Origin of the sequence: Streptomyces sp. NPDC007872, assembly GCF_042868165.1 — a bacterium.
Taxonomy (GTDB): Bacteria; Actinomycetota; Actinomycetes; order Streptomycetales; family Streptomycetaceae; genus Streptomyces.
Window position 1 is genome coordinate 543,832 of the sequence record NZ_JBIAEA010000002.1, and the last position, 26,108, is coordinate 569,939.

24 protein-coding genes are annotated in these 26,108 nt (G+C 73.1%); 10 read left to right on the top strand and 14 right to left on the bottom strand.

What is annotated here, in order from left to right:
• Positions 1-86: 86 nt before the first annotated feature.
• Entirely contained in the window at positions 87-1,067 is a 981-nt protein-coding gene (locus ACFYNX_RS07580; RefSeq protein ID WP_388658696.1) for a hypothetical protein, read from the top strand.
• 48 nt (positions 1,068-1,115) lie between these two features.
• Here ACFYNX_RS07580 and ACFYNX_RS07585 read toward each other — a convergent pair whose 3' ends face one another.
• Positions 1,116-1,550 carry a MarR family transcriptional regulator gene (locus tag ACFYNX_RS07585; RefSeq protein ID WP_365537983.1) on the bottom strand — a complete coding sequence of 145 codons (435 nt, stop codon included), beginning with the start codon at positions 1,548-1,550 and terminating at the stop codon, positions 1,116-1,118.
• Between the two features lie 104 nt (positions 1,551-1,654).
• On the opposite strand from ACFYNX_RS07585, the gene ACFYNX_RS07590 reads away from it, so the two are divergent.
• The 3 genes from ACFYNX_RS07590 (at position 1,655) to ACFYNX_RS07600 (ending at position 4,159) form a co-directional block, all read left to right on the top strand.
• Positions 1,655-2,668, top strand: coding sequence for an NADP-dependent oxidoreductase (locus ACFYNX_RS07590; RefSeq protein ID WP_388658699.1), 1,014 nt, complete (start codon positions 1,655-1,657; stop codon positions 2,666-2,668).
• A gap of 72 nt (positions 2,669-2,740) precedes the next feature.
• The gene (locus ACFYNX_RS07595) at positions 2,741-3,163 is read left to right on the top strand and encodes an organic hydroperoxide resistance protein (protein WP_388658701.1); all 423 of its coding nucleotides are present in this window, start codon (positions 2,741-2,743) and stop codon (positions 3,161-3,163) included.
• A gap of 156 nt (positions 3,164-3,319) precedes the next feature.
• A complete protein-coding gene (locus tag ACFYNX_RS07600) occupies positions 3,320-4,159 on the top strand; it encodes an EI24 domain-containing protein (protein ID WP_388658703.1) in 840 nt (279 codons plus the stop codon).
• 153 nt (positions 4,160-4,312) lie between these two features.
• On the opposite strand, the gene ACFYNX_RS07605 is transcribed toward ACFYNX_RS07600, so the two are convergent.
• Positions 4,313-5,296, bottom strand: a complete 984-nt coding sequence (locus tag ACFYNX_RS07605; protein WP_125665175.1) for a LysR family transcriptional regulator — start codon at positions 5,294-5,296, stop codon at positions 4,313-4,315.
• Between the two features lie 315 nt (positions 5,297-5,611).
• On the opposite strand from ACFYNX_RS07605, the gene ACFYNX_RS07610 reads away from it, so the two are divergent.
• Positions 5,612-7,822: a M4 family metallopeptidase gene (locus tag ACFYNX_RS07610; RefSeq protein ID WP_365537974.1), complete on the top strand. Its 2,211-nt coding sequence runs from the start codon at positions 5,612-5,614 to the stop codon at positions 7,820-7,822.
• 133 nt (positions 7,823-7,955) lie between these two features.
• On the opposite strand, the gene ACFYNX_RS07615 is transcribed toward ACFYNX_RS07610, so the two are convergent.
• The gene (locus ACFYNX_RS07615; RefSeq protein ID WP_388658706.1) at positions 7,956-8,675 is read right to left on the bottom strand and encodes a carbon-nitrogen hydrolase family protein; all 720 of its coding nucleotides are present in this window, start codon (positions 8,673-8,675) and stop codon (positions 7,956-7,958) included.
• A 33-nt stretch (positions 8,676-8,708) separates the two neighbouring features.
• Positions 8,709-9,284: a TetR/AcrR family transcriptional regulator gene (locus ACFYNX_RS07620; protein ID WP_365537968.1), complete on the bottom strand. Its 576-nt coding sequence runs from the start codon at positions 9,282-9,284 to the stop codon at positions 8,709-8,711.
• Positions 9,285-9,440: 156 nt separating this feature from the next.
• Here ACFYNX_RS07620 and ACFYNX_RS07625 point away from each other — a divergent pair, with 156 nt between their 5' ends.
• Entirely contained in the window at positions 9,441-11,978 is a 2,538-nt protein-coding gene (locus ACFYNX_RS07625; RefSeq protein ID WP_388658709.1) for a beta-glucosidase, read from the top strand.
• Positions 11,979-12,039: 61 nt separating this feature from the next.
• On the opposite strand, the gene ACFYNX_RS07630 is transcribed toward ACFYNX_RS07625, so the two are convergent.
• The gene (locus ACFYNX_RS07630; RefSeq protein WP_365537962.1) at positions 12,040-12,918 is read right to left on the bottom strand and encodes an SGNH/GDSL hydrolase family protein; all 879 of its coding nucleotides are present in this window, start codon (positions 12,916-12,918) and stop codon (positions 12,040-12,042) included.
• Between the two features lie 259 nt (positions 12,919-13,177).
• Between ACFYNX_RS07630 and ACFYNX_RS07635 the strand changes: the two genes are divergently transcribed.
• A complete protein-coding gene (locus ACFYNX_RS07635; RefSeq protein ID WP_388658712.1) occupies positions 13,178-13,672 on the top strand; it encodes a DUF3145 domain-containing protein in 495 nt (164 codons plus the stop codon).
• Between the two features lie 78 nt (positions 13,673-13,750).
• Here ACFYNX_RS07635 and fabF read toward each other — a convergent pair whose 3' ends face one another.
• The 5 genes from fabF to fasR all read right to left on the bottom strand — a co-directional run bounded on the left by fabF (position 13,751) and on the right by fasR (position 18,638).
• Positions 13,751-15,013 (bottom strand): beta-ketoacyl-ACP synthase II, encoded by a 1,263-nt coding sequence (fabF, locus tag ACFYNX_RS07640; protein ID WP_125664667.1) that lies wholly within the window; start codon positions 15,011-15,013, stop codon positions 13,751-13,753.
• A 79-nt stretch (positions 15,014-15,092) separates the two neighbouring features.
• The gene (locus ACFYNX_RS07645) at positions 15,093-15,341 is read right to left on the bottom strand and encodes an acyl carrier protein (RefSeq protein ID WP_125664665.1); all 249 of its coding nucleotides are present in this window, start codon (positions 15,339-15,341) and stop codon (positions 15,093-15,095) included.
• Positions 15,342-15,396: 55 nt separating this feature from the next.
• Complete coding sequence (locus ACFYNX_RS07650) at positions 15,397-16,428, bottom strand: ketoacyl-ACP synthase III (protein ID WP_125664663.1); 1,032 nt, start codon at positions 16,426-16,428, stop codon at positions 15,397-15,399.
• Positions 16,429-16,446: 18 nt separating this feature from the next.
• Complete coding sequence (locus tag ACFYNX_RS07655; protein ID WP_388658717.1) at positions 16,447-17,367, bottom strand: ACP S-malonyltransferase; 921 nt, start codon at positions 17,365-17,367, stop codon at positions 16,447-16,449.
• An 89-nt stretch (positions 17,368-17,456) separates the two neighbouring features.
• A complete protein-coding gene (gene fasR, locus ACFYNX_RS07660) occupies positions 17,457-18,638 on the bottom strand; it encodes a fatty acid biosynthesis transcriptional regulator FasR (RefSeq protein WP_365537953.1) in 1,182 nt (393 codons plus the stop codon).
• Between the two features lie 92 nt (positions 18,639-18,730).
• On the opposite strand from fasR, the gene ACFYNX_RS07665 reads away from it, so the two are divergent.
• Positions 18,731-19,390 (top strand): pirin family protein, encoded by a 660-nt coding sequence (locus ACFYNX_RS07665; RefSeq protein ID WP_388658719.1) that lies wholly within the window; start codon positions 18,731-18,733, stop codon positions 19,388-19,390.
• 166 nt (positions 19,391-19,556) lie between these two features.
• On the opposite strand, the gene ACFYNX_RS07670 is transcribed toward ACFYNX_RS07665, so the two are convergent.
• The 4 genes from ACFYNX_RS07670 to ACFYNX_RS07685 all read right to left on the bottom strand — a co-directional run bounded on the left by ACFYNX_RS07670 (position 19,557) and on the right by ACFYNX_RS07685 (position 23,045).
• Positions 19,557-20,567, bottom strand: a complete 1,011-nt coding sequence (locus ACFYNX_RS07670; RefSeq protein ID WP_388658722.1) for a quinone oxidoreductase family protein — start codon at positions 20,565-20,567, stop codon at positions 19,557-19,559.
• Between the two features lie 192 nt (positions 20,568-20,759).
• A complete protein-coding gene (locus tag ACFYNX_RS07675; RefSeq protein ID WP_388658725.1) occupies positions 20,760-20,954 on the bottom strand; it encodes a DUF397 domain-containing protein in 195 nt (64 codons plus the stop codon).
• Complete coding sequence (locus tag ACFYNX_RS07680) at positions 20,938-21,762, bottom strand: DUF5753 domain-containing protein (protein WP_388658728.1); 825 nt, start codon at positions 21,760-21,762, stop codon at positions 20,938-20,940. Before ACFYNX_RS07680 ends, ACFYNX_RS07675 begins: the two co-directional genes overlap by 17 nt.
• Before the next feature lie 122 nt (positions 21,763-21,884).
• On the bottom strand, positions 21,885-23,045 hold the full coding sequence (locus ACFYNX_RS07685; RefSeq protein WP_388658731.1) for an Ig-like domain-containing protein: 1,161 nt from the start codon (positions 23,043-23,045) through the stop codon (positions 21,885-21,887).
• Between the two features lie 204 nt (positions 23,046-23,249).
• On the opposite strand from ACFYNX_RS07685, the gene ACFYNX_RS07690 reads away from it, so the two are divergent.
• Positions 23,250-24,428 carry a lipid II:glycine glycyltransferase FemX gene (locus ACFYNX_RS07690; RefSeq protein WP_388659752.1) on the top strand — a complete coding sequence of 393 codons (1,179 nt, stop codon included), beginning with the start codon at positions 23,250-23,252 and terminating at the stop codon, positions 24,426-24,428.
• Positions 24,425-26,098 (top strand): murein biosynthesis integral membrane protein MurJ, encoded by a 1,674-nt coding sequence (gene murJ, locus ACFYNX_RS07695; RefSeq protein ID WP_388658733.1) that lies wholly within the window; start codon positions 24,425-24,427, stop codon positions 26,096-26,098. The genes ACFYNX_RS07690 and murJ overlap by 4 nt, the downstream gene beginning before the upstream one ends.
• Positions 26,099-26,108 lie beyond the last annotated feature (10 nt).

Here is a 26,108-nt window from a genome sequence, read left to right on the forward strand (position 1 = left end):
ACCGGCGCCGACCTGCGGTTTCCTCACAGGATCCTCACGTTCGCGCCTATCTGACGGTGCGCCGGGACGCATAGCCTGCGGGCCCCATGGACTACTGCCACGCGTGCCGGCGGCATCTCAACGGGGCCCTCGCCTGCGCCGGGTGCGGGACCCCCGTGGAGGAACTGCGGTACGAGACCCCCCACAGCGCCGCTCCCCGGCAGGCCCCCGCCGCCACCCCGGCGCCGGAGCCCTCCCCGGCCCCGGCCGCGACCCCGGGGCCCTCCCCGGCCGTGGCGCCCGAGCACGTCTACGAACTGGACGTCGTCGAGCCGCCGCGCCCGCCCGCCGCCGGCCGCCGCGCCACCCGCACCGCCGCGCGGGGCCGTTCCGCGCGCCGCGGGAGGCGTTCGCGGGCGCGCCGGGGCCGCACGGTCCTGCTGGGGACGCTGGGCCTCGTGCTCGCGGCCGGCACGCTGAGCCTGGCGAAACTGGCCCTGGAGGAGCCGCCGCCGGGCGGCCCCGCCACGGCCGTCCAGGAGCTGGAGGTCACCGAGAGCCCGCTGCGTCCGGACCCCGTCGAGAGCACCGGAGCGCCGGACGGTTCCGGCCCGGCCCCGGTGACGGACGCCCCGGACTCCGCGTCCACCCGCCCCCGTCAGGTCAGCGCGGGCTCCACCGCCGGAGCCGGCGCGGGCGTCGGTACGGGCGTCGGTACGGGCATTGGTACAGGCGTCGGTACGGGGCAGGGGGCCGACGAGGGATCGGACACCGGCTCCGGCTCCGGTTCCGGCGTCGCACCCGGCTCCGGATCCGCCGGCTCCGGTCCGGCCACCGGCCAGGGCGGGGACGGCGGCGCCCCGGCGCAGTCGCCGGACGCCACCTCCCCGGCCCCGCCCTCCGGCTCGCCCGAAGCGACCCCGTCCGCCGACGACCCGACGTCCTCAGGCCCCGGAAGGCCCGGGACTCCGGGGAACCCCGGCAAGCCCGGCAATTCCACGCCCCCGGCCACCGGCCCCGCGCCGACCGCGACCCCGACGCCGGAGCCGACCCCCACCTGCACCCGCTTCCTCTGGTGGTGCGTGTAAGGAAGCGCGTACGGGCGCGGACTCCCGGCGTACGCCCCGGCCCGCGCCCTACGCCGGGGCCTCGCCCAGCATCCGCTTCAGCAGGTCCCGCAGCAGGGTCCGCTCGACCTCGGTCAGCTCGCCGAGCGGCTCGCGCGCGAAGTCGAGCGACTCGCGCAGCCGGCGGGCGACGGCCCGGCCCTCGTCCGTGGGGACGGCCAGCTTGACCCGCCGGTCGTCCGGGGCGGGCCGGCGCTCCACGAGGCCGCGCGCCTCCAGGCGGTCGACTATCCCGGTGATGTTGGACGGCTCGCACTTCAGCTTCTGGGCGATGCGCCGCATCGGCAGCGGTTCGAGCGAGAGCAGGCCGAGGACCCGGGCCTGGGCTCCGGTCAGGGAGTGCTGCGCGGCCGCCTGCTCGTACTCCTCGTAGTAGCGCGCCACGACCGTGCCGATCAGCTCGACGACTTCGAAGGTCAGGGGGTCCGTGCGTGAGGTGGCCATGGGGCCCATCCTACCCGGATGCTTGACAACATGAAATATCAAGGCGCATGGTTGTTTCAGGCAGTGAATCTTTTTCGATCTGAAGCTTTTCTGGAGGCCGTGCCATGTCCGCTCTTCCCGTGTCCAGCCGTGAGTGGCACCTCGTCGCCCGCCCGCACGGCTGGCCCGTCCCCGCGGACTTCGCCCTGCGCGAGACCTCGGTCGCCGAGCCCGCCGAGGGCCGGATCCTCGTGCGCAACCTGCACTTCTCCGTCGACCCGTACATGCGCGGAAGGATGAACGACGTGAAGTCGTACGTCCCGCCGTTCAAGCTCGACCACCCCATGGACGGCGGCGCGGTCGGCGAGGTCGTCGCCTCGAACGCCGAGGGGTTCGCCGTCGGCGACCACGTCCTGCACGGTCTCGGCTGGCGCGAGTACGCCGACGTGCCCGCCCAGCACGCGACCAGGGTCGATCCCGACCTCGCGCCCCTCTCCGCCTACCTCGGCGTGCTCGGCATGACCGGCCTCACGGCCTACGCCGGCCTCTTCGAGGTGGCCTCCTTCAAGGAGGGCGACGCCGTCTTCGTCTCCGGCGCGGCCGGCGCCGTCGGCAGCCAGGTCGGTCAGATGGCCCGCATCAAGGGCGCCTCCCGGGTCATCGGCTCGGCCGGCTCCGACGAGAAGGTCGCGTGGCTGGTCGAGGAGCTCGGCTTCGACGCCGCCTTCAACTACAAGGACGGCCCGGTCAAGGACCAGCTCCGCGAGGCCGCCCCGGACGGCATCGACGTCTATTTCGACAACGTCGGCGGGGACCACCTCGAAGCCGCGATCTCCTCGCTCAACGTGCACGGCCGCGCCACCATCTGCGGCATGATCGCCCAGTACAACGACACCGAGCCGGTCCCCGGCCCGCGCAACATGGCGCAGATCATCGGCAAGCGGCTGCGGCTCCAGGGCGTCCTCGTCGGCGACCACTACGACCTCCAGGAGCGCTTCGTCCAGGAGGTCGGCGGCTGGCTCGCCTCCGGCGAGCTCAAGCACCGCGAGACCTTCGCCAAGGGCATCGAGAACGGCGTGGACGCCTTCCTCGGCCTGCTGCGCGGCGACAACACCGGGAAGATGATCGTCTCGGTGTGACCCGCTAGGCTTCCCCCAGCCGTCGCGATCGTGGGCGCGAGTCGCGGCGAACCGCAGAAGGAAGTACCCAGCATGTCCATCCAGCACTCCGACGTCCTCTACACCGCGGTCGCCACCGCCGAGAACGGCCGCGACGGACGCGTCGCCACCGACGACGGCAAGCTCGACGTCGTCGTCAACCCGCCCAAGGCCATGGGCGGCTCCGGCGAGGGCACCAACCCCGAGCAGCTCTTCGCGGCCGGCTACAGCGCCTGCTTCCAGGGCGCCCTCGGGGTCGTCGCCCGCAACGAGAACGCCGACGTGTCCGGCTCGACCGTCACCGCCGAGGTCGGCATCGGCAAGAACGACGACGGCTTCGGCCTCATCGTCAAGATCTCGGCGACCATCCCGAACGTGGACGCCGAGACCGCCAAGAGCCTCATCGAGAAGGCCCACCAGGTCTGCCCGTACTCCAAGGCGACCCGCGGCAACATCACGGTGGAGCTCGCGGTCTGAGCAGGGACCTCCGGGTCCGGACGCGCGACAGCGCACGAGGGCCGCACCCCGACCGACCGGGGTGCGGCCCTCGCCGCGTCCGGAAGCAGGCCTGTGTCCGGAAGCAGGTCCGCGGCCGGAAACAGGCCCTCGAACGGCCCCGATAGGGTGACCCCCATGCGTGATCTCGGGGCGGGTTTCGGATACCTGGTCAAGGGCCAGAAGTGGGTGGCCAAGCACGGGCGGTGGTTCGGATTCGGGCTGTTGCCCGGACTCGTGACCCTCGTCCTCTACGCGGGCGCCCTCGTCGGGCTCGGCTACGGCGCCGACGACCTGGCCGCCTGGGCGACCCCGTTCGCCGACGACTGGACCTCGCCCTGGCTCGACGTCCTGCGCGGCGCCCTCACGGCCCTCGTCTTCCTCTTCGGCCTCTTCCTCGCCGTCATCACCTTCACCGCCGTCACCCTCCTCGTCGGCCAGCCCTTCTACGAGTCGCTCTCCGAGGCGGTCGACCGCGGCGAGGGCGGCGAGGTGCCCGAGTCCGGGCTCCCGCTCTGGCGCGAGCTGTGGATCTCGGCCCGGGACAGCCTGCGGATCCTGCTGCGGGTCGCGTTCTACGGCATCCTGCTCTTCGCCTGCGGCTTCATCCCGGTGGTCGGCCAGACCGTCGTCCCCGTCATCGGCTTCTGCGTCTCCGGCTTCTTCCTCACCGAGGAGCTGACCTCCGTCGCGCTCCAGCGCCGCGGCGTCGCGCTCAAGGAGCGGCTGGGGCTGCTCCGCGGGCGCCGGTTCACCGTCCTGGGCTTCGGAGTTCCGCTGACCCTCGCCTTCCTCGTGCCCTTCGTCGCCGTCTTCCTGATGCCGGGCGCGGTCGCCGGAGCCACCCTGATGGCCCGCGACCTGCGCGGCGAGACCGCCGACGCGGACCGGGACGACGACTTCCCGGAGAACGGGCGACACGACGGCATCCTTCCTCCGTCCGACGGAGCCCAGGGAGTGCACCGCTTCCCCCACTGACGCAGGAGCGCGACGACCTGCCGCCACATGGCCGGGGACGTTTCCCCCGGGTGACTCCGGAAGCCGACACGCGTGACCCCGGGGGCCGACACCCGTGACCCCGGGAGCCACCACGGATGACCCGGAGACCGTCACGGGTGACCCCGGAGGCCCCTACGAACGGCCCTCCCCGGACAGGTCCTCCAGCGCCGGATGCAGCTCCGGCCGGGCCTCCCACCACTCCCGGTGGAAGGCGTTCGTCCCCACGTTCGCCACGTAGGCCCCGGCCGCCGCCCGGTACAGCAGCTCCGCGTGCCGGGCGGGCACCGCCGCCCGGTTCCAGGCCAGCCGGATCCGCCCCGTCACCGGATCGCCCTCCAACGGTCGCAGCACCGTCCCCGCGGCCGGCGGCGCCGTCGGCTGGCTCAGCGAGATCGCCCGGCCCGCCGCGATCAGGTCGTAGTGCATCTTGCGGTCGGCCACCCGGTGCCGGAGCAGCGGGGCGAATCCGGCCCGCGCACAGGCCGCGACCAGCGCCTCCGGGCCGCCGTCGTCGTCCTCCACCAGCGTCATCCAGGACTCGCCCGCCAGCTCGGCGAGCGCGATCCGCTCCTTCGCGGCCAGCGGATGATCTGCCGAAAGGCGCACGCAGAACGGCTCCTTGGGGACCAGCGTCCGGGCCGTGGCCCCCTCCGGCAGCGGCACCTCGTGGTCGTTGACCTCCCCGTACAGCACGGCGTCGTACCGGCCCGCGCCCAACTGCCGGGTCAGCGTGGTTACCGAGTGCTCCACGGTCACCGCGATCTCCCGCCCCGCCAGGACCTCTTCGAGCCGCTCCATCAGCCGGTCCACCAGGACGAGCAGGATGCAGCCGAGCCGCAGCGGGGCGTCCGGCGCGACGGCCCGGGCCCCGGCCGCCAGCGCGTCCATCTCGCCCAGGACCAGACGCGCCTTGGCGAGCACGAACTCGCCGAGCGGCGTGGGCTCCACGCCGCTGCGACCGCGCAGGAACAGCTCCCCGCCCGCGACCCGCTCGATCCGCCGCAACTGCGCCGAAAGAGCCGGCTGCGAGACCCCGAGACGCACCGCCGCGCGCCCCAGACTGCCCGCTTCCGCTATCCGGCAGACGGCCTCGAGATGCCTCAACTCCAGTTGCATTTCAGCAGCGTACGCAGCACCGCGCGGGCGCACCATAACCCGCGTCTTATGCCGCATGGGATGTCCCGGACCGGCCATGTCCACGCCCATACTCGGCCCGACGATCCGACTTCCCCACTGCGGATCCTCACTCCGGACCCCCACTCCGGATCCCCACCCGATCCCGCACCCCGGATCACCGGTCCGACCCCGCACCCCGGATCACCGGTCCGACCCCGCACCCCGGATCACCGGTCCGACCCCGCACCCCGGATCACCGGCCGATCCCACACCCCGGCATCCCCACCCCGGGTCCCCACCTCGAACGGAGCCCACGTGCACCCCTCCAGACTCACGGCGGCCGTGGCCGCCCTGGCGCTCTCGGCGAGCCTCGCGACCGCCCTCGCCGGTCCCGCCACCGCGGCCCCGCAGGCCCCGTCCGGCCCGCAGGCCCAGCCCGTACCGCCCGGCCACGGCAGGTCCCTCGCCCTGGCCGCCGCCGACACCGCCGCCGAGAGCGGCCTGGACGAGCTGCGGCACGGCACCGACGAGGAACTCGTCCGGACCTCGGTCACCCCCTGGGCGAACGGCCTGTACTACGCCGCCTACGAGCGCACCTACAAGGGCCTCCCGGTCGCCGGCGGCGGCGACGCGGTCGTCCTCACCGACTCCGCGGGCGCGGTCCGCGAGGTCACCGGCGCCAAGGCCCCCGCGATCCGGCTCGCCACCACCACCGCCAAGGTCCCCGCCGCCGCGGCCCTCGCCACCGCACGCGGGCAGCTCGCCTCCGTCGAGTCCGCGGGCACCCCCGAACTGACCGTGCTCCTCAAGGCCGGCAAGCCCGTCCTGACCTGGCACACCCTGGTCGTCGGCCGGACCGCGAAGGGCGCCCCCAGCTCCCTCGACACCCACGTCGACGCCCGCACCGGAGCCGTCGCGCAGGCGGTCGAGAAGATCCTGCACGCCGACGGCCGCGGCTACCACAACGGCAACGTCACCATCGACACCGCCGCGAACTCCATGACCGACACCACCCGCGGCTCCTTCAAGTGCGGCGGCCAGAACGGCAGCGCCTACACCGGCACTCCGCCCTGGGGCAACAACGGCGCCAACGACCTGGTGACCGCCTGCGTCGACATCATGTACGCGGCGCAGAAGGAACACTCCATGCTCAAGGAGTGGTTCGGCTACAACGGGCAGAACGGACAGGGCGGCATGGTCCCGGCCCGCGCCGGACTGAGCGAGGTCAACGCGTACTACGACGGTACGAAGACCACCTACGGCCGCAACCAGAACGGCACCAACCAGCTCACCGGCATCGACGTCGTGGCCCACGAGTACGGCCACGAGATCTTCGACCGGACCCCGGGCAGCGCCGGCTCCTCCAACGAGAACGGCGGCCTCAACGAGTCCACCGGCGACATCTTCGGCGCGCTCACCGAGCACTACGCCAACAACCCCAACGACACCCCCGACTACACGGTCGGCGAGAAGCTGAACTTCACCGGCAACAACCAGCCGATCCGCAACATGTACAACCCGTCGCTCGTCGGCAACGACCCCAACTGCTACACCCAGCTCACCTCGGGCACCGAGGTGCACGCGGCGGCCGGCCCGCAGAACCACTGGTTCTACCTGCTCGCCGAGGGCTCCAACCCGGGCGGGGGCAAGCCCAACAGCCCCATATGTTCCGGCGGCCCCTCCTCGGTGACCGGCGTCGGCATCCAGAAGGCCGGCAAGATCTTCATGGGCGCCCTGCTGATGAAGACCTCGTCCTGGAACCACCTGGCCGCCCGCAAGGCGACCCTGACCAGCGCCAAGAACACCTACGGCAGCGCCGAGTGCAACGCGGTGAAGGCCGCCTGGAACGCGATCGGCGTCCCCGCCCAGTCCGGTGAGACCGACTGCGGCGGCACCAGCACCCCGGACTTCTCGCTCGCCCTGAACCCGTCCTCGGGCTCGGTCCAGGCCGGCGCCTCCGTCACCTCCACGGTGAACACCACCACCGTCGGCGGCAACGCGCAGACCGTCCAGCTCTCCGCGAGCGGCGCTCCGAGCGGCGTCACCGTCTCCTTCAGCCCCTCCTCGGTGACCTCCGGCAACTCCTCCACGATGACCGTCCAGGTCGCGGCGGGCACCGCCAACGGCACGTACCCGATCACCGTCACCGGTACGGGCTCCGCCACCCACACCGTCACCTACCAGTTGTCGGTCGGCTCGACGACCCCGCCCACCGGCTGCGCCAACGCCCAGCGCACCTACCAGGGCAGCCTGACGTCCGGCCAGACCGCGGTCCAGCCCGACGGCTCGTACTACTACTCGGCGACGTCCGGCACCCACACGGGCTGCCTGCGCGGCCCGTCCGGCCAGGACTACGACCTGTACCTCCAGAAGTGGAACGGGTACGGCTGGACCGACGTGGCCGTGGGCGGCACGGCGACCGCCGACGAGAACACCAGCTACAACGGCACCGCGGGCTACTACCGGTACGTGGTCCACGCGTACAGCGGCTCCGGCGCCTACACGCTGGGTCTGAGCGCCCCGTAGCGGGCCGGGGGTCCCGCACCACGGGGTCCCGCGCCGGGCGGCCGACCCGACGGCCGCCCGGCGTCCGCACGCCCGCACACGAAGGGCCCGCACACGAAGCACCCGCGCCCGAAGCGCCCGCGCACGAAGCGCCTCAGCCCCCGCCGACCTCGGCGAGGACGAAGCCCGGACGGTCCGGCCCCGCGTCCGCGAGCCGCTCCCCGTCCGGCCCCCAGACGCCGGCGCCGCCCTGGCCCACCCCGTCCTCGTTGGGCCCCAGGACGTTGCCGAGCACCACGTACAGGCCGAAGTCCCGGGCCCGTACCGGATAGACCTCCGTGAACGAGTCGTTGCCCGCGGTCAGGACCGAGCTCGCCAGGTAGACCGCGCAGTGGTCGGCCGCCGCCCGCCCGGCGAGCTCCGGGAAGCGGTTGTCGTAGCAGGTGGCCGTCGCGAACCGGACCCCGTCGAGCGCGAACCGCCCGTCCTCCGTGCCCGGCGCGAAGACCTCCCGCTCGACGCCGTACAGGTGCCGCTTGTCGTAGCGGGCGAGGAGTTCGCCGTCCGGGCCGATCACCAGCGAGGTGATGCCGGGGCGTCCGTCCGCCGTCCGCACCGGCCCGTTGACCACGGCCGCCGCCGACACCGCGCGGCACGCCTCCCGCACGGGCGCGAGCCGGGGGTCGTCCTCGGCGAGGACCAGGCCGGGGGAGTCCCGGATCAGCGTGGGCTCGTACCCGCTGAGGCAGAGCTCGGCGAAGACGACCACGCGGGCCCCCGCCTCCCCGGCCTCCCGGACCAGGCGGGCGACGGTCCGCGCGTTGGCGTCGACGTCCCCGGCGACCGGGGCGAACTGGGTGGCTGCGACGATCATGGCCCCATCATCCCGCTCGGGCCGCGACACCGGTCAGGAAGGGTCCCCGCCGCCGTACAGCAACCGTACGAAGTCCCGGAAGGCGCCCGGCATGTCGACCGCCGACGGGTCCAGGAGCCACTGGTACTGGAGGCCGTCCATCACCGCCGTGAGCAGCGGCGCCGCGCGCTCCGGAGTGAGGCCGCCGGGCAGCCGCTCGCCGAACTCCAGGCGCAGCACCTCCGCCATGTGCGCCCGGACCTGGGCGTACCGCTCGGTGAAGAACTCCCGCGCCGGATGCCCCTCCGTGACGCTCTCGCCGAGCAGCGCGGAGAAGGTCTGCACGATCCCGGGGCGCATCGCGTTGTACTCCACGAGGGAGTCGATCAGGTCGAGGCGCCAGCCCTCGCGGCCCCGACCGCCGCTGGTGTCCCAGCGGTCCCGTTCCTCCAGGACGGCGACGAGCAGGGCCTCCTTCGTCGGGAAGTAGTGCAGCAGCCCCTGCTGGGACAGTCCGACGCGCTCGGCGACGGAGGCGAGCGACGCGCCCCGGTAACCGCGCTCGGCGATCACTTCGAGGGCGGCGCGCACGATGTCCGCGCGCCGCTCCTCGCTCCTGGCCCGCACCATCCCCGGGGCCCCCTTCCACAGGTCCGTCGGACAGGACCGTACCTCTTCACCTCTTCACCCCTTCATATAAGTAACAGAATCATCACATCGCCTACCTCCCTACAGGGAAACGGGTGCACGATGGGCCCATCGGCACGTCGACGAGGAGGTACGGCCATGGCGGAGAGCGGCACGGACGCGGGCACGGCGGGGGAGGCCGCCCGGGAGGCGGTCGTCGAGGCGGCACTGGGCAAGCTCGGCCTGGACGCCAAGGCCCGGCTGCTCGGCGGGCGGGACATGTGGAGCCTGCACCCCCTGCCCGAGATCGGGCTGGAGTCCCTGGTCGTGTCCGACGGGCCCATCGGCGTCCGGGGCGTCCGCTGGACCGCCGACGACCCCTCCGTCGCCCTGCCCTCCCCGACCGCGCTCGCCGCCGCCTGGGACCCCGCGCTCGCCCGCCGGGCCGGCCGCCTCCTCGCCCAGGAGGCCCGCCGCAAGGGCGTGCACGTCCTGCTCGCCCCCACCGTCAACCTGCACCGCAGCCCCCTCGGCGGCCGCCACTTCGAGGCCTACGGCGAGGACCCGCTCCTCACCGGCGCGATCGGCACCGGCTACGTCCTGGGCGTCCAGGACGGCGGGGTCGGCACCACCGTCAAGCACTTCGTCGCCAACGACGCCGAGACCGACCGCTTCACCGTCGACAACCGCGTCGCCCCCCGCCCGCTCCGCGAGCTCTACCTCGCCCCCTTCGAGGCCATCGTCAAGAACGCCCGCCCCTGGGGGATCATGACCGCCTACAACCAGGTCAACGGCGTGACCATGACCGAACACCACGAGCTGGTGAACGAGGTCCTGCGCGGCGAGTGGGGCTTCGACGGCATCAACGTCTCCGACTGGATGGCCGCCCGCTCCACCGCCGGCGCCCTCCGGGGCGGTCTCGACGTCGCCATGCCCGGACCGGCCACCGTCTACGGCGAGGCCCTCGCCGCCGCCGTCCGCGCCGGGGAGGTGGCGGAGTCCGCCGTCGACGCGGCCGTACGCACCGTCCTGCGGCTCGCCGCCCGCGTCGGCGCCCTCGAAGGCGCCCCGCCGGCCGTCACGGAGCCTCCCGCCCCGATCGACGGCGACGCCCTGGCCCGCGAACTCGCCCACCGCGGCTTCGTCCTCGTACGGAACGCCGTCCGCGAGTCCGCGGGGAGCCCCGTACGGGCCGGGGACCCCGCACGGACGGAGGACCCCGTACGGACCGGCGACCCCGTCCTCCCCCTCGCCCCCGGCACCACCGTCGCCCTCTCCGGCGCCGCCGCCCGCGACGCCCGCGTCCTCGGCGGCGGCTCCGCCCAGGTCTTCCCCGACCACGTCGTCTCCCCGCTCGACGGCCTCGCCGCCGCCCCGCCCGAAGGCGCCCTGACGTACGCGGTCGGCGCCGACCCCAGCGACGAACCCGCCCCCGCCGGACAGGGCTTCGCCCTCCGCGCCCGCTGCCGCGACGCCGCCGGGAACCTGCTCGGCGAGGGCTCCCTGCCCGGCGGCCAGGTGCAGTGGATCGGCGACGACCTGCCCGAGGGCGTCACCCACGAGGCCCTCGCCTCCGTCGAGGTCGTCGGCACCTTCACCCCGCGCGAGACCGGCGAGCACTCCTTCGGCACCCGCGGCCTCGGCGCCTTCGTCCTCACCGTCGCCGGCGGGACCGTCTTCGACGGCGTCCAGGCCATGGGCTCCGAGACCGACCCCTTCGAGGCCTTCTTCGGCTCCCCGGTCGAGCGCGCCAGGGTCCCGCTCACCGCGGGCGAGACCGTCGAGGTCTCCCTGCTCCACACCCTGGACGAGGAGTTCGCGGCCCCGCTGCCGGTCGTCGCCTTCTCCCTCGTCCACCTCGGTCCGCGCCGCGACCCCGACGAACTGATCGCCGAAGCCGTCGAGGAAGCCCGCGCCGCCGACACCGCCGTCGTGGTCGTCGCCACCACCGAACGCGTCGAGTCCGAGGGCTTCGACCGCACGGACCTCGCCCTCCCCGGCCGCCAGGACGACCTCGTACGGGCCGTCGCCGCCGCCAACCCGAACACCGTGGTCGTGGTCAACGCCGGCTCCCCGGTCGAGATGCCCTGGCGCGAGGACGTGGCCGCGGTCCTGCTCACCTGGTTCCCCGGCCAGGAGGGCGGCGCCGCCCTCGCCGACGTCCTCACCGGCGCCGAGGAGCCCGGCGGACGCCTCCCCACCACCTGGCCCGCCGTCCTCGCCGACGCCCCCGTCACCGACGTCGTCCCCGTCGACGGGGAACTCGCCTACGCCGAGGGCCCCTTCATCGGTTACCGCGCCTGGGACCGGAGCGGGCGGACCCCCGCGTACGCCTTCGGCCACGGCCTCGGCTACACCACCTGGTCGTACGACTCCCTGGTCGCGGGCCCCGACACGGCCACCGTCCGGATCACCAACACCGGCGACCGGCCGGGCCGCGAGACCGTCCAGGTCTATCTGGCGCCCGCGCCCTCCTCGGGCGCCGTCGAGCGCCCGGCCCGCGTCCTCGCCGGCTTCGCGAGCGTCGCGGCGGGCCCCGGGGAGACCGTCGAGACCGCGATCGCGCTCTCCCGCCGGGCCTTCGAGGTCTGGGACGAGGAGAAGGACGACTGGACGTTCGTTCCCGGGGCATACGAGGTCAGGGCCGCACACTCCCTCGACGACGTGCGCCTGACGGTCGCGCTGGAGATCGACTGACCCTCCGGCGCGGGCCCCGGGACGGCTCCGGGGCGGGACCTGACACCCGCCCCGGGGCCCCTCACCCCGCCGTGATCCGCCGGTACGCCAGCTCCGCCAGTCGCGCCTGGCCGTCCCGGCTCGGATGGAACCAGTCCCAGGGGCTCAACTGCCCTTCGCCGAAGCGGAACCCGTGGACCGCCCCGCCGTCGTAGCGGCAGCGCTCGTCCTGCGCGCAGACCTCCGCCAGGACCCGGTTGTACGCGTCCACCCGCTCCGACACCGTCGCGCGCCGTCGCTCGGCCGCGGGCCCCAGGTCCGTGGCGTCCGCCAGCATCGCGCCGCAGATGCCCAGGTCCCACACGCTCGCCGCACCGCCGATCCGCCCCGTCGACCACAGGTGCTTCAGGTCCGGCACGCTCGCCACGTACACCTGCGCCTTCGGCGCGGCCTTCCGCAGTCGGGCGAGCGCCGCCCCGAAGGAGGCGCGGAACTCCTCGACCGGGGTCATCAGGCCGGGAGTCGGCCGGCAGGCGTCGTTCGCGCCCATCATCACCGTCACCAGCTCCGGCTTCCGGGCCGCGGCCGCGGTCATCTGCCCGGGGAGGTCCGCCATGCGCGCCCCCGTCCGCGCCAGGTTCCAGCTCCGGCCGGCCGCCTTCTCCGGGCCCAGGAGGCGCAGTGCCAGGCTGTTGACGGCCGCGTCCGTGCCGGTCGCCCAGGACGCCTCGGGGCAGTCCGAGAGGAGCGAGCAGGCGTCGAAGGCGCGGGTGATGGAGTCGCCGACGGCGGCGAGGGAGGCGGGGGAGACGTCCCAGGAGGAGGTGGGCGCGGGAGCCGGCGTGCTCGTGGGAGCCGCCTTCCCGGGGGTCCCGGACGAACACCCGGCCAGCGCTCCCGCGCACAGCAGCGCCGCCGTCGCGGTGGCGACGGCGGTGGGGAAACGGCGTCGGGCGCGCATCCCGGGTCCCTCCTTCGGCGTCCTGGTGGGTGAAAGCTTCGTGTGCACCGTCATCGGTCCGACCGTACGTCACCCCGATGACGGTGCGGCACGGTAGCTTTTCCCCCGTCGAACCAGAGGCGCCCTCGCCGATCGGCTCCGGTAAATTACATCAGGTCACAACCTGTCCACTTTTTGAGGGTTTGTGAAGATCTACTCCCGATGATGTTTACTGAGGCCGCTGGGAAAAGGCGAACCTCGTCCCACACTGGAGGTCCCGGTGACGACACGTGGAGTCCTGTACGTACACTCCGCACCGCGCGCGCTCTGCCCGCACGTCGAATGGGCGGTGGCGGGCGTCCTCGGTGCGAGGGTCCAGCTCGACTGGGTCCGCCAGCCGGCGTCCCCCGGCACCTGGAGAGCCGAGCTCTCCTGGCGGGGCGAGACCGGCACCGCCTCCCGGCTCGCCTCGGCGCTGCGCGGCTGGCAGATGCTCCGCTTCGAGGTCGCCGCGGAGCCCTGCCCCACCGCCGAGGGCGAGCGCTACAGCGCCACCCCCGACCTGGGCATCTTCCACGCCGTCACCGGCATGCACGGCGACATCCTGGTCCCCGAGGACCGCCTCCGGGCCGCCCTGGCGCGCTCCGCGCAGGGCGAGACCCCGCTGGAAACCGAGATCGCCGCACTCCTCGGCAAGCCCTGGGACGACGAACTGGAACCCTTCCGCTACGCGGGCGAGGGCGCCCCGGTCCGCTGGCTCCACCAGGTCGTCTGACGGCCCTGGAACACGACGGAGGCCCGCCCCCCCCCTCAGCCGGGGGAGCGGGCCTCACACGTCCAGCGGGATCCGTGATCAGACCGTACGGAACGCCAGCACCACGTTGTGGCCGCCGAAGCCGAACGAGTTGTTGATCGCGGCGATCGTGCCCTCCGGCAGCGCGCGCGGCTCGCCGCGGACCACGTCCGCGTCGATCTCCGGGTCCAGGTCGTCGACGTTGATCGTCGGCGGGGCGAGGCGGTGGTGGAGCGCCAGGACCGTCGCGACGGTCTCGATGCCGCCCGCGCCGCCCAGGAGGTGACCCGTCATCGACTTCGTCGCGGAGATCGCGACGTGGTCCAGGTCGTCGCCCAGGACCTTCCGCAGCGCCTTGACCTCGGCGACGTCACCCTGCGGCGTCGACGTGGCGTGCGCGTTCAGGTGGACGACCTCCGACGGCTTCAGGTCCGTCGAGTCCAGCAGGTTCCGCATCGCGGCCGCGATGCCCCGGCCGGTCGGCTCGGGCTGCGCGATGTGGTGGCTGTCGGCCGACAGGCCCTGGCCCAGGACCTCGCAGTAGACGCGCGCGCCGCGCGCCTTCGCGTGCGCCGCGGACTCCAGGACCACGACGCCCGCGCCCTCGCCGAGCACGAAGCCGTCACGGCCGGTGTCGTACGGGCGCGAGGCCTTCTCCGGCGCGTCGTTGTTCTTGGACATCGCCATCATGTTGGCGAAGGCGGCGATCGGCAGCGGGTGGATCGCGGCCTCGGTACCACCGGCGACGACCACGTCGGCACGGCCGGTACGGATCATCTCGACGGCGTAGCCGATCGCCTCGGCGCCCGACGCGCACGCGGAGACCGGGGTGTGGACGCCCGCCCGGGCGTTCACCTCCAGACCCACGTTCGCCGAGGGGCTGTTGGGCATGAGCATGGGGACGGTGTGCGGGGAGACGCGGCGGACGCCCTTCTCCTTCAGCACGTCGTACTGGTCGAGCAGCGTGGTGACACCGCCGATGCCGGAGGCGATGACGGAACCGAGCCGCTCGGGCACGATCTTCTCGTCCTCACCGGCCGGAGCGGTGTAGCCCGCGTCGGCCCACGCCTCGCGGGCCGCGATCACGGCGAACTGCGCCGAGCGGTCCAGCTTGCGGGCCAGCGGACGGGGAAGGACATCGCCGGGGTCGACGGCGGCCGTCGCGGCGATCTTGACGGGCAGCTCGGCGAAACGTTCGCCCTCGAGCGGACGGACGCCGGAGCGCCCCGCGATCAGACCTTCCCAGGTCGATGCGGAGTCGCCACCCAGCGGTGTGGTTGCGCCGATACCGGTGACGACCACGGTGCGATTGGTCGAGCTCACAGGAATTCGTTCTCCATGTGTGTGATGGTCGGAATGCGGCGCCACCGCCGGGTGGCTGACCGGAACAGCGAGGGCCGGATCAGCCCTGGTGCTTCAGGATGTAGTCGACGGCGTCGCCCACGGTCTTGAGGTTCTTGACGTCCTCGTCCGGGATCTTGACCTCGAAACGCTCCTCGGCGGCGACGACGACCTCGACCATGGACAGCGAGTCGACGTCCAGGTCGTCGGTGAAGGACTTGTCGAGCTCGACGTCCTCGGTCGGGATGCCGGCGATCTCGTTGACGATCTCGGCGAGACCTTCGACGATCTGCTCCTGGGTGAAGGCCATGGTGGCGCTCCTTCTGTGATTGCTTCGGTAAGGGGCTTCCGGGAGATCCGGGTGCCTAGGGGAGGGTAACGACCGTCGCGGCGTAGACGAGACCCGCCCCGAAGCCGATGACGAGCGCGGTGTCGCCGCTCTTCGCCTTCCCGGTCGCCAGGAGCCGCTCCATGGCGAGCGGGATCGAGGCGGCCGAGGTGTTGCCGGTGGTCTCCACGTCACGGGCGACCGTGACGTGCTCCGGCAGCTTCAGCGTCTTCACCATCGAGTCGATGATCCGCATGTTCGCCTGGTGCGGGATGAAGACGTCCAGGTCGTCCGCCGTGATGCCGGCGGCGTCCAGGGCCTGCTGGGCGACCTTCGCCATCTCGAAGACGGCCCAGCGGAAGACCGCCTGACCCTCCTGCGTGATGGCCGGGAACTTGATCGCGCCCTGCGAGTCGAGCGGCAGGTTCGAGACGTCGCCGCCGTGGAACGCGTCCCACGGCACGGTCTGCTTGATCGTCGTCGCCTTGTCGCCCTCGGAACCCCAGACCGTGGGGCCGATGTGCGGCTCGTCCGACGGACCGACGACCACGGCGCCGGCGCCGTCGCCGAACAGGAAGGCCGTCGCGCGGTCCTCCAGATCCGTCAGGTCGCTCAGCCGCTCGACGCCGATGACGAGCACGTACTCCGCGGAACCCTCGACGATCATGCCCTTGGCGAGCGTCAGGCCGTAGCCGAAGCCCGCGCAGCCGGCGGAGATGTCGAACGCGGCGGGCTTGCCCGCCCCGATGCGGTCCGCGATCTCCGTCGCGATCGCCGGGGTCTGGTGGAAGTGCGACACCGTGGAGACGACCACGGCGCCGATCTGCTCCGGGCGGATCCCGGCGTCCGCGATGGCCTTCCCGGAGGCCTCCACCGACATCGCGGCGACGGTCTCCTCCGGAGAGGCCCAGTGACGGGTGGCGATGCCGGAGCGCGAGCGGATCCACTCGTCGGACGAGTCGATCTTCTCGAGGATCACCTCGTTCGGCACGACCCGGGTGGGACGGTAACCGCCCACGCCGAGGATCCGCGCGTACGGGGCGCCCTTGCTGGGCTTGATCTTCGACATGCTTCTCGACACTCCTAGTCAGACGGCCGCGTGCTCGGCGACGAGCGTACGGGCCGCGTCGAGGTCGTCGGGAGTCTTCAGGGCGACCGTGGCCACACCCGGCAGCGCCCGCTTGGCGATGCCGGTCAGGGTGCCGCCGGGGCACACCTCGATCAGCGCCGTCGCGCCCAGGTCGTGGAAGGTCTCCATGCACAGGTCCCAGCGGACCGGGTTCGCGACCTGGCCGACCAGCCGGGACACGACCTCGGCGCCGTCCATGACGACCTGGCCGTCCTTGTTGGAGACGTAGCGGGTGGTCGGAGCGGCCGGCGACAGCAGTGCCGCCGCCTCCTCCAGCTTCGCCACCGCCGGGGCCATGTGGTGCGTGTGGAAGGCACCGGCCACCTTGAGCGCCACGACCCGGCGGACGCCCTCGGGCTTGTCCGCCTCCAGGGCGGCCAACTGCTCCAGGGTGCCGGCGGCCACGATCTGGCCCGCGCCGTTCACGTTCGCGGCCGTCAGGCCGAGCTTCTCCAGGTGCGGGACGGTCACCTCGGGGTCACCGCCGAGCAGCGCCGACATGCCGGTCGGGGCGGTCCCGGCGGCCTCCGCCATCGCGAGTCCGCGGGTCCGCACGAGACGCAGCGCCGCCGTGTCGTCGAGGACGCCCGCGAACGCGGCCGCGGTGAACTCGCCGACGCTGTGACCGGCGACGACGCCGGGCGCGAGGTCGTCGCCGAGCGCGGCGGCGGAGAGCAGGCCGGCGGCGACGAGGAGGGGCTGCGCCACGGCGGTGTCACGGATCTCGTCCGCGTCCGCCTTCGTGCCGTAGTGGGCGAGGTCGAGCCCGATGGCGTCGGACCAGGCCGCCACGCGGTCGGCGGCGCCGGGGAGTTCGAGCCAGGGGGTCAGGAAGCCGGGCGTCTGGGCGCCTTGGCCGGGAGCGACGAGTACGAGCACCCTCACACTCTCTCTTGGGGACGGCTCCGAGCGCCCGTGAGGACAAGGACGAAGAACCGTCGGGGGAATTGTTGGTGTTCGACAAAAGTCTAGGACTGCGTGTCGCCGTCGGCCAAGCGTCCCAGGATGAGCGCGATCCGCAGGGTGAAGGCGGAGCGGACGTCGGAGGGTGACCAGCCGGTGACGTCGGTCACACGTCGGAGCCGGTAGCGCACGGTGTTCGGGTGGACGAAGAGCATCCGCGCCGCGCCTTCCAGGCTGCTCGCCTGCTCCAGGTACACACTGAGAGTTTCCAGAAGCGCCGACCCCGCTTCCTCCAGTGGTCTGTAGATCTCCTCCACCAACTGCTCGCGCGCCGAAGGGTCCGAGGCGATGGCGCGCTCCGGAAGGAGATCGTCCGCGAGGACGGGTCGCGGCGCGTCCTGCCAGGCCGTGCACGCCTTGAGCCCGGCCGCGGCGGCCTGCGCGGAACGCGTCGCCGCGAGCAGGTCCGGCACCACGGGACCGGCCACGACGGGCCCCGCCGCGTACGGCCCGATCAGCGCCTTCGCCACGCCGAGGGGGTTGTCGCTGCCGCCCGCGATCACGACGAGGCGGTTGCCCAGGACCCCGGTGAGCACCTGGAGCTTGGCGTGCCGGGCGGCCCGGCGGATCGCCTCCACCGTCAGCTCGCTGTCCCCGTCCGGAGCCGTGCCGAGCAGCACGCACACGTGCTCCGGGGAGTTCCAGCCGAGCGCGGCGGCCCGCGACACCGCCCCCTCGTCCGCCTCGCCGGACAGCACGGCGTTCACGACGAGCGACTCCAGGCGCGCGTCCCACGCGCCCCGGGCCTCGGCGGCCTGCGCGTACACCTGGGCGGTGGCGAAGGCGATCTCCCGGGCGTAGACGAGGAGCGCCTCGCGGAGCACCGACTCGTCGCCCGGGGCGGCGACCTCCTCGATCGCGGACTCCATCACCTCGATGGTCGTCCGGACCATCTCCACGGTCTGGCGCAGGGTGATCGCCCGGGTCAGCTCGCGGGGCGCGGTGCCGAAGACGTCCGTCGAGATCGCCTGCGGGGTCTCCGGGTGCCGGAACCACTCCGTGAACGCGGCGATGCCGGCCTGGGCGACCAGCCCGATCCACGACCGGTTCTCGGGCGGCATCGCGCGGTACCACGGCAGCGTCTCGTCCATGCGGGCGATGGCGCCGGCGGCGAGCCGCCCCGAGGACTGTTCGAGGCGCTTCAGGGTCGCGGCGTGCGGATGGGAGGCGTTCACGGGTTCAGGCACGGGGACAAGACTGCCTCATCCGGACGCCGGCGTGCGGGGCCGGGGCGGGTTCCCCTCCGGCGGGGGGCGGCCGGACGATTACGGTGGGGCCCGTGATACGCATCCAGCGCGCGGGCGAGCGCTACCCCGGCGGCGACCCGGCGACCGGCGTCGAAACGAGGCACGCCTTCTCCTTCGGCCCGCACTACGACCCGGACAACCTCCGCTTCGGCTCGCTGATCGCCTGCAACGAGGAGCGCCTCGCCCCGGGGGCCGGCTTCGACGAGCACCCGCACGGCCACACCGAGATCGTCACCTGGGTCGTGGAGGGCGAACTCACCCACCGCGACTCGACGGGCCGCGCGACGCTCGTCCGCGCGGGCGACCTCCAGCACCTCAGCGCGGCGTCCGGCGTCCGCCACGCCGAACGCAACGACGGCGACGCCCCGCTGACCTTCGTACAGATGTGGCTCGCCCCGCTGTCGTTCGACGGGGAACCGGCGTACGAGGTGGTACGGGGACGCGGCGGAGACCTGGCATACGAGGTCCCGGGCGCGACCCTGCGCGTCCACCGCCCGGAGAAGGACGAGCGGACGCCGCTCCCGGACGGCGACTTCGTGTACGTCCACGTGACCCGCGGCACGGTCCGCGTCGGCACCGAGGACCTCGCCCCCGGCGACGCGGCCCGCGCCACCGACGAGAAGGGCCTCACCCTCCTCGCGACCGGCGACGCGGAGGTCCTGGTGTGGGAGATGCGGCGCCCGGCCGCTTGAGCGGTGGCGTGGCACCGCCACGCCAGAAGGGACACCAGAAGGCCGGCTCCACGGAGTGCCCGTCCTCCCGGCGGGAGACGGGCGCGGATCACAACTCGACGGATCTCCAGTCGACGCGATCGGGGCGATCTCCGCCCGAGAGGACGAACTGCTTCAAGACCCGCGATCAGCTCTGCGTCTCCTCGCGGCGTCCCGTGGCGGCCGCACCGGGTACGACGAGCAGCTTGCCGGTGGTGCGCCGAGCCTCCAGATCGCTGTGGGCCCGGGCGGCCTCGGACAATGCGTAGCGGCCCGTCACGGTGACCTCGAGCGCCTGGGAGCGCACCCACTCGAACACGTCGACGGCCCGTCGGAGCAGTTCGGACCGATCGGCGATGAAGTGCCCGAGGCTGGGCCGGATCAGGGTCAGCGAACCGCCGTGGGCGAGCCGGATCGGATCGAACGGCGGCACGGCACCGCTTGCCGCGCCGAAGAGCACGAGATGGCCTCGGGGCCGCAGGCTGGCGAGGCTCGCGTCGAAGGTGTGCGCGCCGACGCCGTCGAAGACGACCGGCAGTCCCCGACCGCCGTTGAGCCGCCTCACCTCGGCCGCGAGATCGTCGACCGCGGAGGAGAGGATCACCTCGGCGGCCCCGGCACGCTTCGCCAGCTCGGCCTTCGCCGTGGTCGACGTCGTGCCGATCACCCTGCCGCCGAGACGGGTGACGAGCTGGGTCAGAAGCAGCCCCATGCCACCGGCGGCCGCATGCACGAGTACCGTGTCGCCCTCCTGGACCGGGTAGGCGTCCTTGACGAGATAGTGCGCGGTCATGCCCTGGAGGAGCACGGCGGCGGCCGTCTCGAAGTCGATGTCGTCGGGCAGCGGCACCAGCCGGGAGGAGTCCACGACGGCCCGCTCGGCATACGTGCCGGGAATCTCCACCCAGCCGACCCGGTCCCCGACCGCGACGTCGGCGACGCCGGGTCCGACCTCGACGACCGTGCCGGCGCCCTCAGAGCCCGGGGTGAAGGGCAGCGGGAGGCGGTACCGGCCTTCGCGGTGGTAGACGTCGAGGAAGTTGACCCCGGACGCGGCGACCTCCACGACCGCCTCGCCCGGACCCGGCCGCGGCTGGTCCACCTCGGCCTCCCGCAGCACCTCGGGACCGCCCACTTCGTACACCTGAATCGCTCGCATGACCCCTCCGGTAACGGCTCGTCCCCCCACCAACTCCGTTGACGGCGATCCGATTCCCGGCGAGCGGACCAGCCCGCCGCTGCCGAGAGCTGAGAAGCCTGCTCCGCACCCGGGTCCGGGACAGGAGACCGAGGCCGTCAAGGGGCGACGAATGCACCACCCGCCGCGTCCCCGACCTGACGAGGCATACGCCTAGCGGAGCCCGTCCACGAACGTCTGCCACGCCCCGGGGCCCATGACCAGGGCCGGGCCGGAGGGGTTCTTGCTGTCGCGGACCGGGACGGCGCCGGGGAAGCCGTCCGCGACCTCGACGCACTCGCCGCCGTTGGTGCCGCTGTACGACGACTTCCGCCACCGCGCTCCGGTCAGGTCAGGACGGGTCTCCATAACGTTCCTCCATCACGCGCGCGATCAGTGCCGCCGAGTCCTCGACGGAGAGGGCCGTGGCTTGCAGTCGAGCGTAACCGAAGGAACGCTCCTTGATCACGGGAGGGTTGGCGGTCATGTGACCCTGGTCGTAGCCGTCGACGTAGAAGATGTCGGGGTCGCCGTCGAACCTGAAGAGGGTGAACGACCCCATCAGTCCCGTGTGCTCGCCGGCACCGAACGGAAGCACCTGGATCTGGACCCACGGGTTGTCGCGGAAGGTCAACAGGTGGGCCAGTTGGCCGCGCATGACCTCGCGGTCGCCCACCTTCTGCATCAGGACGGCCTCGCTCAGCACGACCCACAGGGCGGGCGGCTCGTCGCGCTCCAGGACGCGCTGGCGTTCCAGCCGGGCCGCCACCATCTCCTCGGCGTTGTCCGGGTAGTCGACGGCCAGCAGGGCCCGCGCGTACTCCGGCGTCTGCAGCAGTCCGTACACGACCTGCGTCTGGAAGGTGGAGATGTACGTGGCGCGGGCCTCCAGCTCCGCGACCGGCTGGAACCACGTCGGCAACTGGCTGCGCAGCACCAGGCCGATCAGCCGGGAGAACGTCCCGCCCGTGCCGAGCGCCGCGTCCACCCGCTCCGAGAACTCCCGGGTGGGGACCTTCCTCGTCGTCTCGACCTGACCCACCAGAGACCCCGTGCAGAAGATGACGTCCCCCAACTGCTGCTGTGTGAGCCGGTGTTCCTCCCGTCGGCGGCGGAGTTCCCACCCGTAGTAGTCCAGCGGCGAAGCGCTGGGATCGAGTTCCTGAATGTTGACCACGGTCAGCACCTCCGGCCTGCGGCTCTCCTGTCGCCGCGTCGCCGAGCGTAGTCAGGAGGTCGCGGGCCGGAGGCGTGAATCGCGTGAACCACCCCTGGGAGTGGGCCCGTTGGCGCCCCGGCTCAGTTCAGGGCGCTCTTCGCCTTCCAGTCCGCCCAGCTCACGTTCCACGCGCCGTAGCCGTTGCCCTCGGCGACCGTGCCCTTCGTCTCGGCGCCCTTGATCTCGAAGGGGTCGCCCGGCTTCACCAGGGCGTAGAGGGCGGCGGCGTTCTCGTCGCTCATGCCGATGCAACCCGAGCTGTGGTTGGCGTTGCCGAAGTAGCGCGCGTTCCACGGGGCCGCGTGCGCGTACATGCCCGACCAGGTCAGGCGCATCGAGTAGTCGACCATCTTGTCGTAGGCGTCGCCGAGGCCGACGGTCTCCGAGTTCATGTTGATGGTGCCCTCCTTCGCCATCAGGACGGCCGTGCCCCGCCAGGAGCGCTTGTCGCCGCCGGGGGTGCCGCCGGAGACCGGGATCGTGCGGACGGTGGCGCCGTTCTTCCGGACGGTGAGCTCGTGGCCGTCCAGGTCGACCTTCACCACCTGGGCGTCACCGACCGTGAAGCCCGTGGCGTAGTCCCGTACGAACCAGCCGCCGCCCGAGTCCGTGCCGTTGAGGTCCGCCTCGAGCGTGACCTTCGTGCCGGGCTTCCAGTACTCCTTCGGCCGCCAGTCCGCCCGGTCCCGGCCCGACCAGTCCTTGATCCAGCCCCAGGAGCCCTCGGTGCCGTTCGAGGTCGTCACCTTGAGCTGCTTCTCGACCTCCGCCTTCTTCGTCACCGGGAGGTCGAAGACGATCGAGAGGGGGTGGGCGATGCCCACGGTGGTGTTCTTGCCCGGGGCCAGGGTCAGCTTGTTGACCTTCCCGGCGGCCGGGGTGGAGAAGGACGAACGGGTCGTCGTCTCCTTGTCGTCGGCGCCCCGGGAGGTGATCTCCGCCGTGTACGTGGTGCCCGGGGCCGCCTTGCGGTCCGAGGTCCAGCGCGTGCCGTTCGCGTCCGTACGGCCGGTGAGGGGCTCGCCCTTCGCGTCGGTGACCTTCACCGCGGTCAGCTTGCCGCCCGTGGCCGTCACGGTCACCGGCTTGCCCGCCGTCCGGTCCGCGACGGTCACCTGGGCCGGCGCCGCCGGGCGCCCCGCCGCCGGTTCCCTGTCCGCCGCCTGGGCCGAGCAGGCCGTGAGGGAGACGGCCAGGGCGACGGCCGCGAGGGTGGGACGGGATGTGCGTATCGGCAGCACGGAAAGGCCTCCGCGGAGTGGGAAAGGTGGATGTTCCGGACCCTATGACGGGCGGAATCGCCGATGGGTTGCCGCGTACCGCTGTGACGTGGGCTGCGACGGAACGGTCATCGTCCGGTCACACGCGCCGCGCGGCTCCGTCGCATTCGGCTGTGAGCCTGCTGTGCGCCCCACCACCGAGGGGCGGAACCAGGAGGTCCCGTGGTGTCAGCGCTGCTCGTGACGGCCGCGTCCGTCGAACGGACCGTCCCCCTCCGGCTCGGTCCCGTGTCCCCCGAGGCGTACCGCGCGTTCCTCGCGACCCGGACCGGCGCGGACGGGCCCAGCTTCCTCCAAGTGCCCGCGTGGGCCCGGGTGAAGGAGGGCTGGTGCCACCAGTTGGTGGGGTGGGGGCCCGAAGGGGGCGGGCTGACCGGTGTCGCGCTGGTGCTGCTGCGGCCCTTCCCCGGCACCCGGAAGTACTTCGCCTACCTGCCCGAGGGGCCCGTCGCCGACTGGGCCGACCCCGACCTGGACGGATGGCTCGGGCCGCTGCTGCGGCACCTGAGGACCTCGGGCGCCTTCGCCGTCCGCATCGGCCCCGCACCCGCCCACCGCCGCTGGAACGCCTCCACCGTCAAGGCCGCCACCGGAACCGGGCGGCGGCTCTCCGACGTCCTCGCCGACGAGGTCGACCCGCTCGGGACCGCCGTCGCCGAACGCCTCCGGGCCCGGGGCTGGCGGCGCTGCGGCGGCGACTCCGAGGACGGCGCCGACGCCCAGCCCCGGCACGTCTTCCAGGTCCCGCTGACCGGCCGCAGCACCGACGACCTGTGGTCCGGGCTCAACCAGGAATGGCGGAGGAACGTGCGGAAGGCGCGCAAGGCGGGGGTCGAGGTCACGGTCGGCTCCGCCGCCGACCTGCCCGAGTTCCACCGGCTGCTGCGGATCACCGAGGAACGGGACGGGTTCCGGCTCGGGCGGTCCCTCGCGTACCACGAGCGCCAGTACGCCGTCCTCAACGCCGAGGAGCCGGGGCGGATGAGGCTCTACCTGGCCCGGCACGAGGGCGAGGTCCTCGCCGCGCACACCATGGTCGCCGTCGGCGGGCGCGTCTGGTACCAGACCGGTGCCTCCGCCGACCACCGGCGCGAGGTCCGCCCCTCCAACGCCCTCCAGTGGCGCATGCTGCTCGACGCCCACGCCCTCGGCGCCGCCGTCTACGACCTGCGCGGGGTACCCTCCACCCTCGATCCGGACGACCGCGCCCACGGCCTCCTCCGCTGGAAGCTCGGCACGGGCGGCCGGGTCGTCGAGACGCTGGGGGAGTGGGAGACACCGATGCACGGAGCGGCCAACCAGGCGCTCTACCGCGCCTTCCGGGCGTACCTGGCCCGTCGATGACGGCGCCCGTGTCCGTGACGGACGCCCCGGCCGCCGCTCCGGGCCCGAAGGAGGCGAAGGCCCCCTCCGCCCTGCGCAGCGGGGCCCTCATGGCGGCCGGGTCGCTCGTCTCCCGCGCCACCGGGTTCGTCCGCGCCGCCGTCGTCGCCGCCGCGCTCGGCGCGGCCGCCGTCGCCGACGGCTACGCGGTCGGGAACTCCGTCCCCACGATCGTCTACACGCTCCTCCTGGGCGGCGCCCTCAACGCCGTCTTCGTCCCCGAGCTGGTCAGGGCCGCCAAGGAGCACGAGGACGGCGGCGTCGCCTACACCGACCGGCTGCTCACCCTGTGCGCGCTCGCCCTCGTCGCGCTCACCGCCGCCGCCGTGCTCGCCGCGCCGCTCGTCGTCGACACGTACACCGACTACACGGGCGCGCAGCGGGAGATGACCGTCGCCTTCGCCCGCACCTGCCTCCCGCAGATCCTCTTCCTCGGGCTCTTCACGCTCCTCGGACAGGTCCTCAACGCCCGGGGCCGGTTCGGCGCCATGATGTGGACGCCCGTCCTCAACAACGTGGTCGTGGTCGGGGTCTTCGGCCTCTTCCTGGTGGTGAGCGACGGGGGCGCGCTCGGCGCGGGGGAGACCGCGCTCCTCGGATGGGGCACCACCGCCGGCATCGCGCTCCAGGCCCTCGCCCTCGTCCCTTCGCTGCGCGCCGCCGGGTTCCGCTGGCGGCCCCGGTTCGACTGGCGCGGCAGCGGCCTCACGGGCCCGTTGCGGTCGGCCGGCTGGCTGGTGCTGCTCGTCCTCACCAACCAGGGCGCGTACTGGGTGACCACCTGGATCGCCACCTCGGCGGGCGGCGCGGCGACCGGGGGCGGCGCGGGCCTCGCCGGGTACAACAACGCCTACCTGCTGTGGGCCGTCCCGCACGGGATCGTCACCGTCTCCCTGGTCACCGCCCTGCTGCCCCGGATGAGCGGGGCGGCGGCCGACGGCGACCTCGCCGGGGTCCGGCGGGACGTCTCGTACGCGCTGCGGACCAGCTCCGCCGCCGCCGTCCCCGCCGCCTGCGCGCTCCTGGCGCTCGCCGTGCCCCTGATGACGGTGGTCTTCCGGTACGGGGCCACGGGCGACGACGACATCCGCGCGATGTCCTGGATCCTGATGGCCCTCGCGCCCGGCCTGATCGCCCTCTCCGGCCAGTACGTGTGCACCCGTGCCTTCTACGCCCTGCGCGACACCCGCACGCCCTTCCTGCTCAACCTGGTGATCGCCGGCCTGAACGCGGGCCTCTCGTACGCCGCGTACCTCCTGCTTCCCGCGCGCTGGACCGTCGCCGGAATGGCGGGGGCGTACTCGCTGGCGCTGTGGGCGGGCTGGGGCGTGACGGCGTACGTGCTGCGGCGGCGGCTCGGTGCTTCCGGGAAGGCCGGGAGCACGGGCGTCTCCGGGGGCTCCGTCGCCGGGCTCGCGCGGCTGCTCGTCGCCGCCGTGCCCGCCGCCGGGTACGGGATCCTCGTCACCGACCTCGTCGGCCCGGCCGGGGCCGTGCCCTCCGGGCTCGCCGGGGCGCTCGCGATCCTCGCCGTCTTCGCCGTCCTGGCCCGGCCCCTGCGCCTCACCGAGGTGCGCGCCCTCCTGGACGGGCTCCCGGGGCGGTCGCGTCCCTCCGCCCGCCGTGCGTGAAACCCGCCCC